The sequence below is a fragment of the Flavonifractor sp. An91 genome, from assembly GCF_002159225.1.
GTDB classification, from domain to species: Bacteria; Bacillota; Clostridia; order Oscillospirales; family Oscillospiraceae; genus Flavonifractor; species Flavonifractor avicola.
The window spans coordinates 1-15,927 of record NZ_NFHA01000028.1; the positions used below are offsets into that span (position 1 = coordinate 1).

Genomic DNA, 15,927 nt, shown 5'->3' on the forward strand with positions numbered 1-15,927 from the left:
AAGGCTTTCTTAGACAGGCCACAGACACATTCGCAATGCCAGAAAGCAGCTACAAAGTCCACCCACTTTTCGCTGCCATCGGCGCGGGGCGGACTGGTAAACAGGCGGTTTGCATCAGGAAAAGCGGTGTCCAGCAGGGAGATCAAGTTGTTTTTCAGCATGGTCTGTACTTTGGAATACTGTTGGTACTGACGGTAGCAGGTCTTCAGCATGAGCCGGGCATCTTCTTCCGGGACATATCTCGGAAGTGTGAGCCAGTGGTCAAGACCGTAGTTGGCCAGCTTCACGGCATCCTTCTTGTCGGTCTTGCCCCGTCTTAAACTGTTGTTCCCGTAGTCGTGCACCAGCATTGCATTGACTACAGAAACATAAAGCCCCGCGCCGTGGAGCAGCCAGGCCACCGGCGCATGGTAATTGCCCGTGGATTCCATCACCACACGGGTCTCACCGTCCAGGCTTTTGAGCAGCCTTGCCAGCTCACTCAGTTCACTGGCGGTGTGGCACACTTCAAAGGGTGAAACCACTACTTCTCCAAAAGGCCGCATGACTGCAATCGTGCTCTTGCCCTTGGAAACATCGATGCCAACACAGTTCATTCACATTCCTCCAATACCAAGAATCTGCAACCGGAAATCCATCTTTTCTCGTTGCCGATTCAATCTATTGGGTGACACGAACTCTCCGGTATCCGGTGGCTCAACCTGCTCAAATCGAACGCTGCAACAAGAGGATGGCTGACAGTCTTTCGAACGGACATAAAAGCCCAAGGAGGGATTGGTCAGCCAGTTGCTCCCCTTATTGTAGCTTAGGCACGAGATGGAGAGAAAGCCGGACTGGCTGCCCGGCTTTCCTGTCCAAATTTATTGTAATAGGAGGGATACGGCTGATTGACGAGGACGTTTCCAGACGTACCATAGCAGTTTCGATCAAGGCAACAAAGCTCACGGGCCGAGTGCTGGCCCAGGCGTGTCTGGCGGTGGGCCGGAAGATTAAGAAAACGTACCGGGCCCGCCAGACACCCCACGGAAAACAGACGGTGCGTCAGCTCATGGGCCACGGGGCCGCTACGAACAGCATCGAGGTGGAGTCCCCAAAGGATTTTGACCGGGTGGCCCGGAAATGGAATGTGGACTATGCCTTTTACAAGACCGGGCCAGACAAATACCTGTTGTTCTTCAAAAGCGGGCAGGCCGACGCCATCACCGCTTGCTTTTCGGAATATTCCCGGCGTGTGTTGAAGCGTTCCAAGTCCCAACGTGTTCCCATCCGGGAACAGCTCAAACGGGCTGCCGCTGAACTGGCCCGCCAGCCGTCCCACAAGAAAGAACGTGCAAGGGAGGCGGTACATGAGGACAGATAGCGTCAAAAAGTATGTGATACCCAATATCCCGTACCTGTTTATTCTGTGGGCCTGCCTAAAGCTGGGGACAGCTTACCGCCTGGCTCCTGGAGCAGACTTTGCCCACAAGCTCATGGGCCTGGGGCAGAGCATCGGCCCGGCCTTTGCCGACTTTGCGCCAGGGCTTGCCCCCTTCGACTGGCTCATCGGCATTGTGGGCACGGTGGGCTTTCGCCTGCTGATCTACTTCAAAGGCAAGAACGCAAAGAAATTTCGGCGGGATGAGGAATACGGGTCGGCCCGCTGGGGCACCGAAAAAGACATCAAGCCCTTTGTCGATCCGAAGTTTGAGAACAACGTCATTTTGACAAAGACGGAGTTTCTCACTATGAACACCCGGCCCAAAAATCCCGCCAACGCCCGCAACCTCAACGCCTGCATCATCGGCTCGTCCGGCTCCGGCAAAACCCGTTTCTGGCTCACGCCCCAGCTTCTCCAGGCGCACAGCTCTTATGTGTGCGTCGATCCAAAAGGCGGGGTACTCTCCCAGGTGGGGGCTTTTCTGCAACGCCGGGGGTATCAGATCAAAGTGTTTAACAGCATAGATTTTTCAAAATCCATGCACTACAATCCGCTGTCCTACATTCACAACGAGGCGGACATCCTCAAATTTGTGGACACCCTCATAGCCAACACCAAAGGCGAGGGCAAGGAGGGTGATCCATTTTGGACGAAGGCGGAAACGCTTTTGTACTGTGCCTTGATTGCCTATATCATTTTTGAGGCCCCCGCTGAGGATCGGAACATCAATACCCTGGTGGATATGATTTCCGGCATGGACGTGAAAGAGGATGACGAGTCCTATATGAACGCAGTGGACTATATGTTCAAGGGACTGGAAAAGCGCAAGCCGGATTGCTTTGCGGTCAAGCAGTACAAGAAGTACAAACTTGCCAGCGGCAAGACCGCGAAAAGCATTTTGATTTCCTGCGGCTCCCGGCTGGCCCCCTTTGACATCCCCCAGCTCCGGGAGATTATGAGCTATGACGAGCTGGAACTTGACCGCATCGGGGATCGGAAAACGGCGGTTTTCTTCACGATTTCCGACACAACCCCCACTTATAACTTCATTGTTGCCCTGGCCTTTTCGCAGATGTTCAATCTCCTGTGTGAACGGGCCGACAATGTTCACGGGGGCCGCCTGCCCCATCATGTGCGGGTGCTGTGGGACGAGGCGGCCAACACGGGCCAGGTGCCCTCACTGGAGAAGCTGGTGGCCGTCATCCGTTCCCGTGAGGTAAGCCTGTGCCTGTTCTACCAGCAGTACGCCCAATGCAAGGCCATATACAAGGACAACGCCGAAACGATCCTGGGAAACATGGACAGCGTGATTTTCCTGGGTGGGCGGGAAAGCTCCACCATCAAGGAAATTTCCGAGAACTGGCTGGGAAAGGCCACGATCTCCATGCAGACCGAGGGCCGCTCCCGTGGGCAGTCGGAAAGCTACAACCAGAACACCCAGCGGCTGGGCCGGGAGCTGATGACCCCCAGCGAGCTGGCTACCATGCCGGGCGATAAGTGCATTTTGCAGCTGCGGGGCCTGCCCCCGTTCTTCTCGTCCAAATACGATTTGAAGCAGCACCCGAACTACAAGTACACGGCTGAGGCCGATAAAAAGAAAAACGCCTTTTACCTTGATAAGCTCATTAACCGCCGCAGGCGGCCTGGGCTGAACGAGGCTTGTGAGGTGTACGAGGTAGACGTATCGGACACAGGGCCCGTAAGCAAGGACGAGGACATCCTCAACTACGATGATGTGGACGATCCGGATGCCTATGTATAAAGCACTTCTGGACAAAGTGTCCAGAGGCCGTAACCTGCCGCCTGTATGGGCGGCTTTTTTCATGGCCGGGGAAACCCCCGGAGAAATGGAGGCTATATGCAGTTCTTTTCTTCCGCTATTGATACTTTGCAGACCCTTGTTGTGGCTCTCGGCGCTGGCCTTGGCGTGTGGGGCGTTGTCAATCTCCTGGAGGGGTACGGCAGTGATAATCCCGGCTCCAATGCTCATGTGCCATAAAGTAACACATAAGAATTGATAGACAGCAGCCCACTATTCCGCAGCAACAGCGAGTTGCTTGTTAAAACCCCATTTTGAAGTTATAATGAGTAAAAACAACCTTTAGGAGGGACGGGCATGGAAATACAAGGTATTCTTAAAAATTTACGCGAGAAAAACAACCTTACGCAAGAACAACTGGCTGAACGTGTGCAAGTTACCCGACAGGCGGTTAGTCGCTGGGAAACAGGCGAAACGCAGCCAAATACAGATACCTTAAAACTGTTATCACGAGTTTTTGATGTGTCAATCAATACGCTTCTGGGTTCTCCACGGCAACTTGTTTGTCAGTGTTGCGGAATGCCATTGAATGAAGATGGTCTGATTAGCCGAGAACCAGACGGAAGCTATAACGAGGACTATTGTAAATGGTGCTATGCTAATGGGAAATTTGCATATCAATCCAAGGAATCTTTATTGGATTATCTGGTTGCGAATATGCCAAATCCCGATAACGCAGATGAAGAAACCAGACGTAATCAGTTTGATTTGTACCTTTCGCAATTAAAGCACTGGAAATAACTATATTGTCATAGCAAAGCCAGCCGAGCCAGTCAACGGTCAAGATGAACGGCGCGTACCGCGCCGCCGTTGACAGCCCCGCCCGCCTTTGCTGGTAGGCAATCAAGGGGCGACAGCAAGGAGTGCTGCCGCCCCGCACTATTATCAGAGAGGGGGAATTTCCATGACCGAAGATGAAGCCTACAAAGTGCATATCCAGTACACCTTTAACGCCTTTTGCAAGGTTGTCATTCGTCACGCCGCCATAGATATAATTTTGAAGCTGCGCCGGAGGTGGGAACGGGAAGTTTCCCTTGACTATCTGATGAATGAGAAGTTTGTCCAGCTTGCCGAGCCGGAGCAGCTTGAAGAATATCTTTTTACCGCCTGCGGCCAGACCGCCGTTCTGTACCATGCGGAACTCGCCGCCGCCCTTGCCCTTTTGCCAGAGCAGACACAGGAAGAAATTTTCCGTTACTATTTCCTGCGCCAGCCGCAGCGGGTGATCGGCGTACATATCGGACGGACACGCAGCACAGCAGGGCGGCATATCCAGCTTGCCTTGAAGCGGCTCCGGCGGCTCATGGAGGGAAAACGCTATGAGTAAACTTCTCCCCTATGAAACAATCGTCAAGGCGCATGAGGGCGACCCGGACGCAATCGACACCGTTCTTTCCCACTACGTCGGATATATCCGATACTGTTCCAAAGTACACGGGAAAGTCAGCGCCGAGGTTGAGGAACATATAAAACAGAAGCTAATCGCCGCGCTGTTCAAATTTCGCTTTGACCGATAAGCAAAGAACGAACACCGACTGTCATTAGCGATTTTCACCAGCAAGTTTACAATTCATCTATTCCCATAAGTAAGCGGTCATAGTATAATAAAGCCATCGACAAATAGTAATTATATTTTTTGAAAGAATTCTATAGAGTAAAAATATTTTGTCTTCTATGTTTTAGAAAATGTGCAACAGTCGTTCCGTGAGACTGGTATGTGCCCAAAAAAAATGGTCTATGCAAGAAAATAGATACAACAATAGTGAGCAAATGATTCAGGTAAAGATCAGATATATAATATTTTAAAGTAATTGTACATTTTTTAAGAAATTACAATGGTCATTCATCGTGTTTGAAAGAATAGGTTATTGGCGCACTTTACTTATATATCGTTTTACAGGGGCTGTTTTTTATGCAACGTTAGGGCTTACTCGTATATAGTTATGAAAATAAATAGAGAATGAGGTGCGATTAGATGAAAAATCTTGGATATTCACAAAATTTTTTGGTTAATAAAAAGTTGGTAGAACGTTTAATAAGCAAGTCAAATATTGATGTAACAGATTATGTTATTGAAATTGGTCCTGGAAAAGGGATAATAACAGATGTACTTTCTCAGCATGCTGGAGAGGTTGTTGCAGTTGAATATGATCAAGAATTATATAATAATTTAGTAAGATATCACAGTCATGATAATGTTACATATATATTTGGTGATTTTTTAAAATATAAGTTGCCTTTAAATCGCAGATATAAAATATTCTCCAATATTCCTTTTCAGATAACAGCGGATATTATTAGGAAATTAACAGACGATGTAAATCCACCATCAGATATAAATATCATAATTCAAAGAGAGGCAGCTAAAAAGAATTGCGGTATTCCATTACAAAAATATGAAGGTTTTCGTGCTGCTATAATAAAGGCACAATATAAGGTAGAAATTACACATAGTTTTAAAAGGAGCGATTTTTTTCCTTCGCCTAATGTTGATACAGTTATGCTTCATATGCAGTTATGGGATGATAGATTGAGTGGTGATGATCTTCAAAATTATAAAGATTTAGTGGCTTTTTTTTACACTAATATTAAAGGAGAGACTGCTAAAGAGAGACTTTCTATTTTATTTTCTAATGAGCAAATCAAAAGATTGGGAAAAGCCAATAGAATTAGTCTTTCAAATTCATATACGTTAATCACGGCCGAGCAGTGGATGAATATTTATTATTACTCCAAAATTGGATTGACAGATGAAAAGAAAAAAAAGTTTCAAGATGCATATAAAAAACTTCAAAAAATGAATAAAAAATTGAAAAAGCAAAACAGAACATCTTTACGAAAGTCTAGTAGCAATAAGAAATGTAGAACAAGGATTGATACTTCTAATGGTACAAAAAATAGATAGTATTGATAATTTCTATAAAAATGTGCATGGTAGTGCGAAAATCTGAGAAGAGAATTTAATGCTGGATTTTGTTGATAGTAGATTTCAATGAGTTAACCATAAAAGTATATTAGAAAGTAAAAACAACAGGGGTAGTAGAATATATTTGTTAGATACAAGAAGGAGAGATTGAATTTAAGGTCATCTAATACTCGCGGAATAGTGATAATAATGGTAAGCTGTATTGAAAAAAAACAAAATAACTAACATTATGGGATTATTTCGGTATGAATTGATGTTTTATCATCTTACATAGAATCAGAAATTTGAAAAATTAAAAGAGGACTAAGTTTATGAGAACCCTGTTCTTAACTTCAAGTGGCTTAAACGAAAAGACTATGGTATTATTTTGGAAATGTATCGGAAAAGAACCGATTAACACAAAAGCGATTTTGGTTCCATCCGCCGCAGTTGGAAATGATGGTGCGCGAGAAGGAATCATTGTATGTATGGAGCGCCTTATGAATATGGGAATACCTATGAATAATATTCTTATATATAATCTTGCGTTTTTACTTTCCGATGGATATAAAAGAACATATTCAAGTTATATTAGTGACATACCTGTACCGTTTCGCTTAATGAGTGTTCAAGAACTCACTCAATATGACATGATTGCTTTTTGTGGAGGAAATGCCCATACGCTTCTTAGCGAAATAAACAGAACAGGATTTTCGAAGCCCCTAAAGCAAGCAATAGAGAATGGATTGGTGTATCTGGGAATTAGCGCAGGTAGTATGATTGCTGCCGGAAATTTTTCCGATGGATTAGGATATTTAGCAAATCCGTTGATACCACACGCTGAAAAAGAGAGCCCTTTTGGAGATATATCGAAGAACGATTTGATTGAATTGGCTGACGGTCAAACTGTATTGATTAAAGGGAATCGACAGGAAATTATTTAATAAATTGAATACTGTTGTTTTTTTATCTTCGGGGCACCCTGACCCGAACTTTCAAAACTGAATATCAGCCGCCCACCAGCGGCCAGCGAAAGCAGTAAGTCTGAAAAAGATTTGCTGCTTTTTTTGTGTCCATTTGGCAAAATCGAAAATCACCCGTAGTAGGTAGGTGAAGCCAGAAAAAACTGCCTGCTCCGTTTGGCAAATTTCTAAGAGCGGTGGTGTGGGGAGTGAAAGGAAAAATTCTCTGCCCCGCCGGTTGCCAAAATCCTGTTGCCCGGATTACTAAGGCAAAAGAAATTTTGAAAAATCCCCGTCCAGCGGGTAGCTGGCGGCCTTTGAAATGTATCTTTAGCGGAAAGGGAAAAAGCCGCAGCCAGCGGGCAGCAAAGCCCCGTTCCGGCGTCATATTGGCGAAAGGAAAAAAGGCCGCCCACAGCGGGCCGCAAGCCCTGTCCTGTCCGTTCTATGTACGGAAAAACCAGACAGGGGCAGTCTGCGGCAGTCTTAGAGCAAGTTTCTACCACGGTGCCAAAATCCGCAATTCTGCGGTTTTGTCCCTCGCGGGAAACTTGTTGGGGAGTGCCTTCCCCAAACCCTGCTATGGCGGCTTGCGCCGCAAAAAGATTTCCGTTCGGCAGGCCGTTTTTTTGCGAGAACTGCCCCGGAAATACCTAACAGACCAGCCTATTTTTTGTGATAAGTGAAAGGAGGTTTACAGCCCATGCCGAAGCGATACAACACGCCCCACCGCAGCCGCGTTGTGAAAACCCGGCTGTCCGAAGATGAATACGCCGACTTCACAGCGCGGCTTGCGCCCTATGGTATCAGCCAGTCCGAATTTCTCCGGCAGGCGATACGGCGCACCGCCATACGCCCAATTATCCATGTGTCGGCGGTCAATGACGAGCTGCTTTCCGCTGTCGGGAAACTCACAGCCGAGTACGGCAGGATCGGCGGCAACCTCAACCAGATTGCCCGGTATCTGAACGAGTACGGCGTACCCTACAATGCGCTGTCCGGCGAGGTACGCGCCGCCATAGCCGACCTTGCCGCCCTCAAGTATGAAATCTTACAGAAAGTAGGTGACGCGGTTGGCAACACTCAAGCATATCAACTCTAAAAACGCCGACTACGGAGCCGCCGAACAATACCTGCTTTTTGAGCATGACGAGTTTACCATGAAGCCCGTCCTTGATGAAACCGGCAGGCTTATCCCCCGCGAGGACTACCGGCTGTCCACGCTGAACTGCGGCGGGGAGGATTTTGCCGTTGCCTGTATGCGGGCAAATCTCCGCTATGAGAAAAACCAACGGCGGGAAGATGTGAAAAGTCACCACTATATCATCAGCTTTGACCCACGGGACGGCCCGGACAACGGCCTGACCGTAGACCGGGCGCAGGAATTGGGCGAGAAGTTTTGCGCCGAGCATTTCCCCGGCCACCAAGCCCTTGTATGCACCCACCCGGACGGGCATAACCACAGCGGCAATATCCATGTGCATATCGTTATCAATTCGCTGCGGATAGAGGAAGTCCCGTTCCTGCCCTACATGGACAGGCCAGCCGACACGAAAGCCGGGTGCAAGCACCGCTGTACCGACGCGGCCTTGCGCTACTTCAAGTCCGAAGTCATGGAGATGTGCCACCGGGAGGGGCTTTACCAAATCGACCTCTTGAACGGCAGCAAGAACCGCGTCACAGACCGGGAGTATTGGGCGCAGAAAAAGGGACAGGCCGCGCTGGACAAGCAGAACGCCCCCATGATTGCAGGCGGTATCACGCCCCGGCAGACCAAGTTTGAAACGAACAAAGAGAAGCTGCGGCAGACCATACGCGCCGCGCTGTCTGCGGCGGCCTCATTCGAGGATTTTTCCTCTCTGCTGCTGCGGGAGGGCGTGACCGTCAAGGAGAGCCGGGGGCGGCTTAGTTACCTCACGCCGGACAGGACAAAGCCCATTTCCGCCCGCAAGCTGGGCGACGATTTTGACCGCGCCGCTGTCCTTGCCGTTTTGGAGCAGAACGCCGCCAGAGCCGCAGAAAAGGCCGCGGCTATATCCAGCACCCCGCCCTCTATCCAAGACCAACTGCGGGCAGACAGAGCCGCCCGAACCGCCCCGAATGTGCAGCGGCTTGTGGACATTGAGCAGAAGAAAGCCGAGGGGAAAGGCCGGGGCTATGAACGCTGGGCGACCATGCACAACCTCAAACAGATGGCCGCGACGCTGAATGTGTATCAGGAATACGGCTTCACTTCCCCGGAGCAGTTAGAAGCCGCCGTTGATACCGCCTATCAGGAAATGCGCCAGACCAGCGGCGAACTGAAAGCACTGGAAACGAAGCTGCAAGGGAAAAAGGAATTGCAGCGACAGGTGCTGGCCTACGCCAAGACCAAACCCGTCCGCGACGGCCTGAAAGCGCAGAAATCCCCCAAAGCCCGCGAAGCATACCGGCAGGCGCATGAGAGCGATTTTATCATAGCCGACGCAGCCGCCCGGTATTTCAAGGCACATGGCATTACCAGGCTGCCCGCCCGGAAAGCGTTGCAGGACGAGATCGAGCAGCTTGTTTCCAAGAAATCCGGCCTGTATAACACCTATCACGCACAGAAACAGCGGTTTAAGGAGTTGCAGACCGTCAAGCGGAACATCGACCAGATTTTGCGCCGGGAGGAACCCCGCCGCAGAAAGGAGCAGAGCCATGAGCGATAACCTGCCCCGCATGGACTACCGCCAGCACCGGCGGGCGCGGCGGCTGGTGCATGAGTGCTGTAACTACGACGAGGGGAACTGCCTGCTGTTGGACGACGGGGAGCCTTGCGTATGCGTCCAGAGCATTTCCTTTTCCCTCATGTGCCGCTGGTTCCGTGTGGCTGTCCTGCCCCTTGACGGGGAGCTGGCCGCAGCCCTCTTGTACCGGGGGAGCCGGAAACGGTGCGCCGTCTGCGGCGCGGCCTTTGTCCCCAAATCCAACCGGGGAAAATACTGCCCCGGCTGCGCCGGACGCATGAAGAAAATCAAAGCCGCCGAGCGAAAGCAGAAACAAAGGCAGAAATGTCACGCTTTAGAGCCTTTCAAACCCGCATAAATCAAGGCTTTTTTCGTGGGTGTCAAAGGGTACGCGATACATTTATCCTTTTCCCCCGGAAACAGCGTTCTAAATGCGTACAAACCGTCAAAATCAACCCGAACACAGGGAGGTGATCCTATCGCTGATTATATCATGGCAGACACGAAGCTGCCCGCCTATCTGCCCTATCCCCGTTTCCTGCTGAAAATGGAGATTTCCCAGACCGCCAAGCTGCTCTATGCGCTGCTGTTAGACCGCTCCACCCTCTCCCAGAAGAACAAGTGGCAGGACGGCGAGGGCAGGATTTATATTATCTATCCCATCGCGGAGATAGCCGAAATACTGGATAAAGGCAGCACCACCATAAAGGGGGCGCTGAATGAACTGGACATGGCGGGGCTGCTGGAACGGGAACGGGGCGGCTTCTCCGCACCGAACCGACTGTATGTGAAAGTGCCGCGTGTGCCACAGGTACAGTTTTCCGACCAACTGATGGCCGGAAAACCGACCCTCATAGAGCCGGAAAACCGACCAACTGATGGTCAGAAAACCGACCTTATGATGGTCGGAAAACCGTCCCCTAACCAAACTACTATAAACAACCTTACAGAGAACCAAACAAAGGGAGTGAGTGGGGAGCCGCCCGCGCCCTATGGCCGATACCAGAATATTTTTCTGTCACAGACCGAATACGACGAGTTGCAGGCAGAGTACCCCGACAGGCTGGAACGGTTCATCGAGGAAATGAGCCGCTACCTTGCCGCCAGCGGGAAAAGCTACCAGAACTATGCCGCCGCCCTTCGGATATGGGCGGGGAACGACAAAAAGGGCGCCCCGAAAAAGGGCATCCCTGACTACTCATGCAAGGAGGGCGAGAGTTTATGAAGAACGAAATCAACGCTGTTTTGGAGAATATGACGACTGCCACCCCGGAGCCGGAGGACTACACCGGCGAGGACGGTTTACTGTACTGCGGCAGGTGCCGCAAGCCGAAAGAAGCCTATTTTGCGCCGGATAAGGCCGCTATCTTTGGCCGCGACCGCCACCCGGCAGAGTGCGACTGCCAGAGAGCCGCCCGCGAGGAACGGGAGGCCGCCGAGAAGCGGCGCAGGCACTTTGACACCGTGGAGGAACTGAAACGCCGGGGCTTTACCGACCCCACCATGCGGGACTGGACTTTTGAGAACGACAACGGCAGGAACCCGCAGGCCGGGATTGCCCGCCGGTATGTGGAACACTGGGAGGATATGCGAGCCGACAATATCGGCTGCCTGTTCTGGGGCGGCGTGGGAACCGGGAAAAGCTACCTTGCGGGCTGTATCGCAAACGCCCTTATGGAGAAAGAAATCCCCGTCCACATGACGAATTTTGCCCTTATCCTCAACGACCTTGCCGCCAGCTTTGAGAACCGCAACGAGTACATTTCCCGCCTTTGCCGCTATCCGCTGCTTATCATTGACGACTTCGGCATGGAGCGCGGCACCGAGTACGGGCTGGAACAGGTTTTCAATGTGATTGACAGCCGTTACCGCAGCGGCAAGCCGCTGATCGTCACGACCAACCTCACGCTGGACGACCTGCGGAACCCGGAGGACACCGCCCATTCCCGGATTTATGACCGCCTGCTTTCCATGTGCGTCCCGGTACGCTTTACCGGCGACAACTTCCGGCAGGAAGCCGCGCAGCGGAAAATGGAGAGCATGAAGAAACTGATTACCGACTGAAAGGAGTATTGCCTATGACAGATAACAAGCAGCACGACACCCGCACCGCCCGCCGCCCCGACTGCGTGACGGAAATCCGCATGGGCAATTCCGTCCTTGTCGTGTCCGGCTATTTCAAGAAAGACACTACCACCACCGCCGCCGACAAAATGGCGCGGGTACTGGAAGCGGAAGCCGCTGCTACACAAAAACCGGCAATTTGACAAACCATAAAGAAGCAGATTTTACACTTTTGCCGCTATACAGCCCCCGCTATTCCGTGGTACAATAAAGCTACGGAATAGTGGGGCTGGCTGTCGGAAACGGAGGATTTTATGTTAAGACAAGCCACCCAAAACCTCATTACCGCCCTTTATCCGAGATTGTCCCATGAGGACGAATTGCAAGGTGAGAGTAATTCCATATCGAACCAAAAAAGGATACTCGAAGCCTTTGCAAAACAGAATGGCTTTACCAACCTGCGCTGGTACACCGACGACGGCTTTTCCGGCGCGAACTTCCAGCGCCCCGGTTTTCAAGCCATGCTTGCAGACATTGAAGCCGGGAAAGTGGGTACGGTCATCGTCAAGGACATGAGCCGGTTAGGGCGAAACTACTTGCAGGTAGGGTTTTACACGGAAATGCTGTTCCCTCAAAAGGGAGTGCGTTTTATCGCTGTCAACGACAATGTGGACAGCGCAAACGGCGGCATGGACAACGATTTTACCCCTCTGCGAAATCTGTTCAACGAATGGCTGGTGAGAGATACGAGCAAGAAAATCAAAGCAGTAAAACGAGCAAAAGGCATGAGCGGCAAGCCCGTTACCAGCAAGCCGGTCTATGGCTATCTCATGGACGAGGACGAGAACTATCTCGTTGACGAGGAAACCGCGCCGGTTGTCCAGCAGATATACCAGCTTTGCCTTGCCGGGAATGGCCCGACCAAGATTGCCCGTATGCTTACGGAGCAGCAAATCCCTACGCCGGGAACGCTGGAATACCGCAGGACGGGCAGCACCCGCCGCTACCACCCCGGCTATGAGTGCAAATGGGCGACGAACACCGTTGTTCATATCCTCGAAAACCGGGAGTACACCGGCTGTCTGGTAAACTTCAAGACGGAGAAGCCCTCTTACAAGGTCAAGCACAGTGTAGAGAACCCCGTAGAGAAGCAGGCCATTTTTGAGAACCACCATGAGCCTATCATAGACCGGGAAACATGGGAGCGCGTGCAGGAGTTACGCAAGCAGCGCAAACGCCCGAACCGCTATGATGAAGTGGGGCTGTTCTCCGGTATGCTGTTCTGCGCCGACTGCGGTCATGTGATGTACCAGCAGCGGTATCAGAACAAGAACCGCAAGCAGGACTGTTACATCTGCGGCAGCTACAAGAAGCGCACCCGCGACTGTACGGCGCACTTTATCCGCACCGACCTGTTGACCGCCGGTGTCCTCTCCAATCTCCGGCAAGTGACCGAATACGCCGCCAAGCACGAGAGCCGCTTTGTGAAGCTGCTTATCCAGCAGAACGAGATCGGCGGCAAGAGAAAGACCGCCGCAGCCACCAAGCAGCTTGAACAGGCGCAGGAGCGCATTGCCGAAGTGAGCCGCATTATCAAGCGGCTGTATGAGGACAATGTGAACGGCAAAATCAGCGACGAGCGTTTCATGGAACTGTCGGCAGACTATGAGCAGGAACAGCGGGAACTGAAAGACCGCGCCGCCGCTTTGCAGGCCGAACTGGACAAGTCGCAGGCCGCCACCGTCAACGCGGAAAAGTTTATGGGTATCGTCCGAAAGCACCTTGCCTTTGAGGAACTTACCCCCACCCTCTTGCGGGAAATGATTGAGAAAATCGTCGTGCATGAGTGTAGCTATGACGAGAACGGCACCCGCAGGCAGGACATTGAGATTTATTACAGCTTTGTCGGCAAGATTGACTTGCCCGAAGCCTAACGCCCGACCTATCCGACACAATGGCCAAGTGCCGGATAGGAACGGCAAAATTTTTTACACTTCTATTACTTCTTTATCACACATAAGCAAAAAGCCAGGGCATGAAGCAGCTCATGGCGGGCGGCGGCATCATCCTGCTGGGCACCACCCTGATCCCTCTGCTGTCCGGCCTGTTTTAAGGTAGCGGCTTATGGATTTTCTCACCGACTGGCTCACGGACTGGCTCAAAGAGCTGCTGATTGGCGGGATCATGGGGAACCTGGAGGGGCTCTTTGATTACGTCAATACCCAAGTCGGAGAGATTGCGGTACAGGTGGGGACTACCCCGGCGGCGTGGAACGCCGGGGTATTTTCCCTCATCCGCCAGCTTTCCGAAACGGTGATCCTGCCGATTGCCGGGCTGGTGCTGACCTTTGTTGCCACCTATGAGCTCATTCAGATGCTTTTGGAAAAAAACAATATGCACGAGTTTGATGTGGCGAATATCTACAAATGGATATTCAAAACGGCTTGTGCTATCTTCATTCTCTCAAACACCTTTAATATTGTGATGGCCGTCTTTGACGTATCGCAGACGGTGATCGCCCAGGCGGGCGGTCTGATCCAGGGCTCCACGGACATCACGCCGGATATGATGACGGAGCTGGAAACCACCCTGGAGGGGATGGATTTAGGGCCGCTTTTGGGCCTGTGGCTCCAGTCCTCTATTATTGGCGTTACTATGTGGGCGCTGGGCATCGTCATTTTTGTGTTGGTGTATGGCAGAATGTTGGAAATCTATTTACTCACCAGTTTGGCTCCCATCCCTATGGCAACGATCTCCCACCGGGAGGTGGGACAGATCGGGCAGAACTATCTGCGCTCCCTCTTTGCCGTGGGCTTCCAGGGGCTACTCATTCTGGTGTGTGTTGCGATTTATGCGGTGCTGATCCAGGGAATTGCCACGGGCGGAGATCCCATTGGGGCGATTTGGGGCACCGTGGGCTATACAGTTTTGCTCTGCTTCATGCTGTTCAAAACCGGGACGATTGCGCGAAGTATCTTTAGCGCACATTGAGAAAGGGGTGTTATATGCCGAGAAGATATGGGCCCGACGGGTCGCGCCTGTGGAACGGGAAAGCGCCGGAGGACTTCAACCAGGCCGATGTTTACCGCTTTATGGCGGAAACGGAGGCCGTTTTGCAAAAGCGGGAATTGCTGGGCGGCAGGGATGACGCGAAGAAGATTGCCCAGCAGTTAGCCGAGGGGCGGGCGCAGGCCGCCCGTGAAAATGCCGTCCGGCCCGCCCCGGCAAAGGGCAAGGAGGCCAGGGATGACCGATAAGGGCACCTCTGGACAAAGTGTCCAGAAGTCCCCGGAGCTCCCGGAGGGCCTGTTCCTTATGGATGGCATCGAGGGCCTGCGCTCCCTGCCCCGTCATTCTGTGGATATGCTCTTGACCGATCCGCCCTACGGCACTACCCGGAACTTTTGGGATGTGCCCCTGCCGCTCCCGGAGCTGTGGGAGGCGGTCAAGTGGGCAGTCAAGCCGGACGGCGCTGTACTGTTCTTTGCCCAATGCCCCTATGACAAGGTGCTGGGGGCATCCAATCTGTCCATGCTCCGCTATGAGTGGGTATGGTACAAAAGCCGCTGCACAGGCTTTCTCAATGCCCGCCGCGCTCCGCTGAAAAAGACGGAGAATATTTTGGTGTTCTATCAGAAGCTCCCGCTTTACAATCCGCAGTTTGAGCAGGGCAAGCCATACAAGAAAATTGCAGGCAATAACGGGAACAGCACCAACTATGGGAAATTCACCCGTTCCGGCAGCGGGTCGGAGGACGGCCTGCGCTTTCCCGGAAATGTGCTGACCTTTCCAGCCGTCCAGCGCACCGTCCACCCCACGCAGAAGCCGGTGGCCCTGTGCGAGTATTTCATCAAAACCTACACCCGGCCCGGCGAGGTGGTTGCGGACATCTGCGCGGGCTCTGCCACAACAGCGGTTGCTGCCCTCAATACGGGCCGCCGCTTCATCTGTTTTGAAACCGTCCCCGCCTACTACGCCGCCGCCACAGAGCGCATCCGTCTGGCGCGGGCAGCGTTGGAGGCCGGGGAGAAAGGAGTGTAACTATCGGA

At 51.8% G+C, this 15,927-nt stretch carries 19 protein-coding genes and 2 pseudogenes; 20 read left to right on the forward strand and 1 reads right to left on the reverse strand.

What is annotated here, in order from left to right:
* Positions 1-596: IS110 family transposase (locus B5G42_RS13685; protein WP_140399858.1), on the reverse strand; the 596-nt coding region annotated here is incomplete at its 3' end.
* A 329-nt stretch (positions 597-925) separates the two neighbouring features.
* Between B5G42_RS13685 and B5G42_RS13690 the strand changes: the two genes are divergently transcribed.
* The 20 genes and pseudogenes from B5G42_RS13690 to B5G42_RS13785 all read left to right on the forward strand — a co-directional run bounded on the left by B5G42_RS13690 (position 926) and on the right by B5G42_RS13785 (position 15,919).
* A complete protein-coding gene (locus tag B5G42_RS13690) occupies positions 926-1,360 on the forward strand; it encodes a PcfB family protein (RefSeq protein ID WP_242961232.1) in 435 nt (144 codons plus the stop codon).
* A complete protein-coding gene (locus tag B5G42_RS13695) occupies positions 1,347-3,182 on the forward strand; it encodes a VirD4-like conjugal transfer protein, CD1115 family (protein ID WP_087271430.1) in 1,836 nt (611 codons plus the stop codon). Before B5G42_RS13690 ends, B5G42_RS13695 begins: the two co-directional genes overlap by 14 nt.
* A 96-nt stretch (positions 3,183-3,278) precedes the next feature.
* Positions 3,279-3,407: pseudogene (locus B5G42_RS13700) on the forward strand (Maff2 family protein); the annotation flags it as partial.
* A gap of 129 nt (positions 3,408-3,536) precedes the next feature.
* Positions 3,537-3,980: a zinc ribbon domain-containing protein gene (locus tag B5G42_RS13705; RefSeq protein WP_002571021.1), complete on the forward strand. Its 444-nt coding sequence runs from the start codon at positions 3,537-3,539 to the stop codon at positions 3,978-3,980.
* 163 nt (positions 3,981-4,143) lie between these two features.
* Entirely contained in the window at positions 4,144-4,566 is a 423-nt protein-coding gene (locus B5G42_RS13710) for a sigma-70 family RNA polymerase sigma factor (protein WP_002571020.1), read from the forward strand.
* Entirely contained in the window at positions 4,559-4,756 is a 198-nt protein-coding gene (locus tag B5G42_RS13715) for a helix-turn-helix domain-containing protein (RefSeq protein ID WP_002571019.1), read from the forward strand. The genes B5G42_RS13710 and B5G42_RS13715 overlap by 8 nt, the downstream gene beginning before the upstream one ends.
* Before the next feature lie 458 nt (positions 4,757-5,214).
* Positions 5,215-6,144: a 23S rRNA (adenine(2058)-N(6))-methyltransferase Erm(52) gene (erm(52), locus tag B5G42_RS13720; protein ID WP_002571018.1), complete on the forward strand. Its 930-nt coding sequence runs from the start codon at positions 5,215-5,217 to the stop codon at positions 6,142-6,144.
* 332 nt (positions 6,145-6,476) lie between these two features.
* Complete coding sequence (locus B5G42_RS13725) at positions 6,477-7,088, forward strand: Type 1 glutamine amidotransferase-like domain-containing protein (RefSeq protein ID WP_002571017.1); 612 nt, start codon at positions 6,477-6,479, stop codon at positions 7,086-7,088.
* Between the two features lie 227 nt (positions 7,089-7,315).
* A complete protein-coding gene (locus B5G42_RS13730) occupies positions 7,316-7,792 on the forward strand; it encodes a hypothetical protein (RefSeq protein WP_040013272.1) in 477 nt (158 codons plus the stop codon).
* A 17-nt stretch (positions 7,793-7,809) separates the two neighbouring features.
* Complete coding sequence (gene mobC, locus B5G42_RS13735) at positions 7,810-8,208, forward strand: plasmid mobilization protein (RefSeq protein ID WP_002578912.1); 399 nt, start codon at positions 7,810-7,812, stop codon at positions 8,206-8,208.
* Positions 8,180-9,796, forward strand: coding sequence for a relaxase/mobilization nuclease domain-containing protein (locus B5G42_RS13740; protein ID WP_002571015.1), 1,617 nt, complete (start codon positions 8,180-8,182; stop codon positions 9,794-9,796). Before mobC ends, B5G42_RS13740 begins: the two co-directional genes overlap by 29 nt.
* Positions 9,786-10,172 carry a cysteine-rich VLP domain-containing protein gene (locus B5G42_RS13745; RefSeq protein ID WP_002571014.1) on the forward strand — a complete coding sequence of 129 codons (387 nt, stop codon included), beginning with the start codon at positions 9,786-9,788 and terminating at the stop codon, positions 10,170-10,172. Before B5G42_RS13740 ends, B5G42_RS13745 begins: the two co-directional genes overlap by 11 nt.
* Positions 10,173-10,307: 135 nt before the next feature.
* Positions 10,308-11,039, forward strand: coding sequence for a replication initiator protein A (locus B5G42_RS13750; protein ID WP_009273433.1), 732 nt, complete (start codon positions 10,308-10,310; stop codon positions 11,037-11,039).
* Complete coding sequence (locus B5G42_RS13755) at positions 11,036-11,878, forward strand: ATP-binding protein (protein ID WP_002571012.1); 843 nt, start codon at positions 11,036-11,038, stop codon at positions 11,876-11,878. The genes B5G42_RS13750 and B5G42_RS13755 overlap by 4 nt, the downstream gene beginning before the upstream one ends.
* A 14-nt stretch (positions 11,879-11,892) precedes the next feature.
* Entirely contained in the window at positions 11,893-12,081 is a 189-nt protein-coding gene (locus B5G42_RS13760) for a transposon-encoded TnpW family protein (protein WP_002571011.1), read from the forward strand.
* 111 nt (positions 12,082-12,192) lie between these two features.
* Positions 12,193-13,812, forward strand: coding sequence for a recombinase family protein (locus B5G42_RS13765; protein ID WP_002571010.1), 1,620 nt, complete (start codon positions 12,193-12,195; stop codon positions 13,810-13,812).
* A gap of 86 nt (positions 13,813-13,898) precedes the next feature.
* A pseudogene (locus B5G42_RS18745) lies at positions 13,899-13,991 on the forward strand (Maff2 family protein); the annotation flags it as partial.
* An 11-nt stretch (positions 13,992-14,002) separates the two neighbouring features.
* On the forward strand, positions 14,003-14,869 hold the full coding sequence (locus tag B5G42_RS13775; RefSeq protein ID WP_058966413.1) for a VirB6/TrbL-like conjugal transfer protein, CD1112 family: 867 nt from the start codon (positions 14,003-14,005) through the stop codon (positions 14,867-14,869).
* 14 nt (positions 14,870-14,883) lie between these two features.
* Complete coding sequence (locus B5G42_RS13780; protein ID WP_087271436.1) at positions 14,884-15,135, forward strand: hypothetical protein; 252 nt, start codon at positions 14,884-14,886, stop codon at positions 15,133-15,135.
* Positions 15,125-15,919, forward strand: a complete 795-nt coding sequence (locus B5G42_RS13785) for a DNA-methyltransferase (protein WP_087271439.1) — start codon at positions 15,125-15,127, stop codon at positions 15,917-15,919. The genes B5G42_RS13780 and B5G42_RS13785 overlap by 11 nt, the downstream gene beginning before the upstream one ends.
* The last annotated feature ends 8 nt before the right edge of the window (positions 15,920-15,927 follow it).

Coding starts and splice junctions, on each gene's coding strand:
- B5G42_RS13750 (WP_009273433.1), top strand. CDS start 10,308: ATGGCAGACACGAAGCTGCCCGCCTATCTGCCCTATCCCCGTTTCCTG.
- B5G42_RS13775 (WP_058966413.1), top strand. CDS start 14,003: ATGGATTTTCTCACCGACTGGCTCACGGACTGGCTCAAAGAGCTGCTG.
- B5G42_RS13715 (WP_002571019.1), top strand. CDS start 4,559: ATGAGTAAACTTCTCCCCTATGAAACAATCGTCAAGGCGCATGAGGGC.
- B5G42_RS13725 (WP_002571017.1), top strand. CDS start 6,477: ATGAGAACCCTGTTCTTAACTTCAAGTGGCTTAAACGAAAAGACTATG.
- B5G42_RS13760 (WP_002571011.1), top strand. CDS start 11,893: ATGACAGATAACAAGCAGCACGACACCCGCACCGCCCGCCGCCCCGAC.
- B5G42_RS13765 (WP_002571010.1), top strand. CDS start 12,193: ATGTTAAGACAAGCCACCCAAAACCTCATTACCGCCCTTTATCCGAGA.
- B5G42_RS13785 (WP_087271439.1), top strand. CDS start 15,125: ATGACCGATAAGGGCACCTCTGGACAAAGTGTCCAGAAGTCCCCGGAG.
- B5G42_RS13780 (WP_087271436.1), top strand. CDS start 14,884: ATGCCGAGAAGATATGGGCCCGACGGGTCGCGCCTGTGGAACGGGAAA.
- B5G42_RS13705 (WP_002571021.1), top strand. CDS start 3,537: ATGGAAATACAAGGTATTCTTAAAAATTTACGCGAGAAAAACAACCTT.
- B5G42_RS13710 (WP_002571020.1), top strand. CDS start 4,144: ATGACCGAAGATGAAGCCTACAAAGTGCATATCCAGTACACCTTTAAC.
- B5G42_RS13755 (WP_002571012.1), top strand. CDS start 11,036: ATGAAGAACGAAATCAACGCTGTTTTGGAGAATATGACGACTGCCACC.
- B5G42_RS13695 (WP_087271430.1), top strand. CDS start 1,347: ATGAGGACAGATAGCGTCAAAAAGTATGTGATACCCAATATCCCGTAC.
- mobC (WP_002578912.1), top strand. CDS start 7,810: ATGCCGAAGCGATACAACACGCCCCACCGCAGCCGCGTTGTGAAAACC.
- B5G42_RS13745 (WP_002571014.1), top strand. CDS start 9,786: ATGAGCGATAACCTGCCCCGCATGGACTACCGCCAGCACCGGCGGGCG.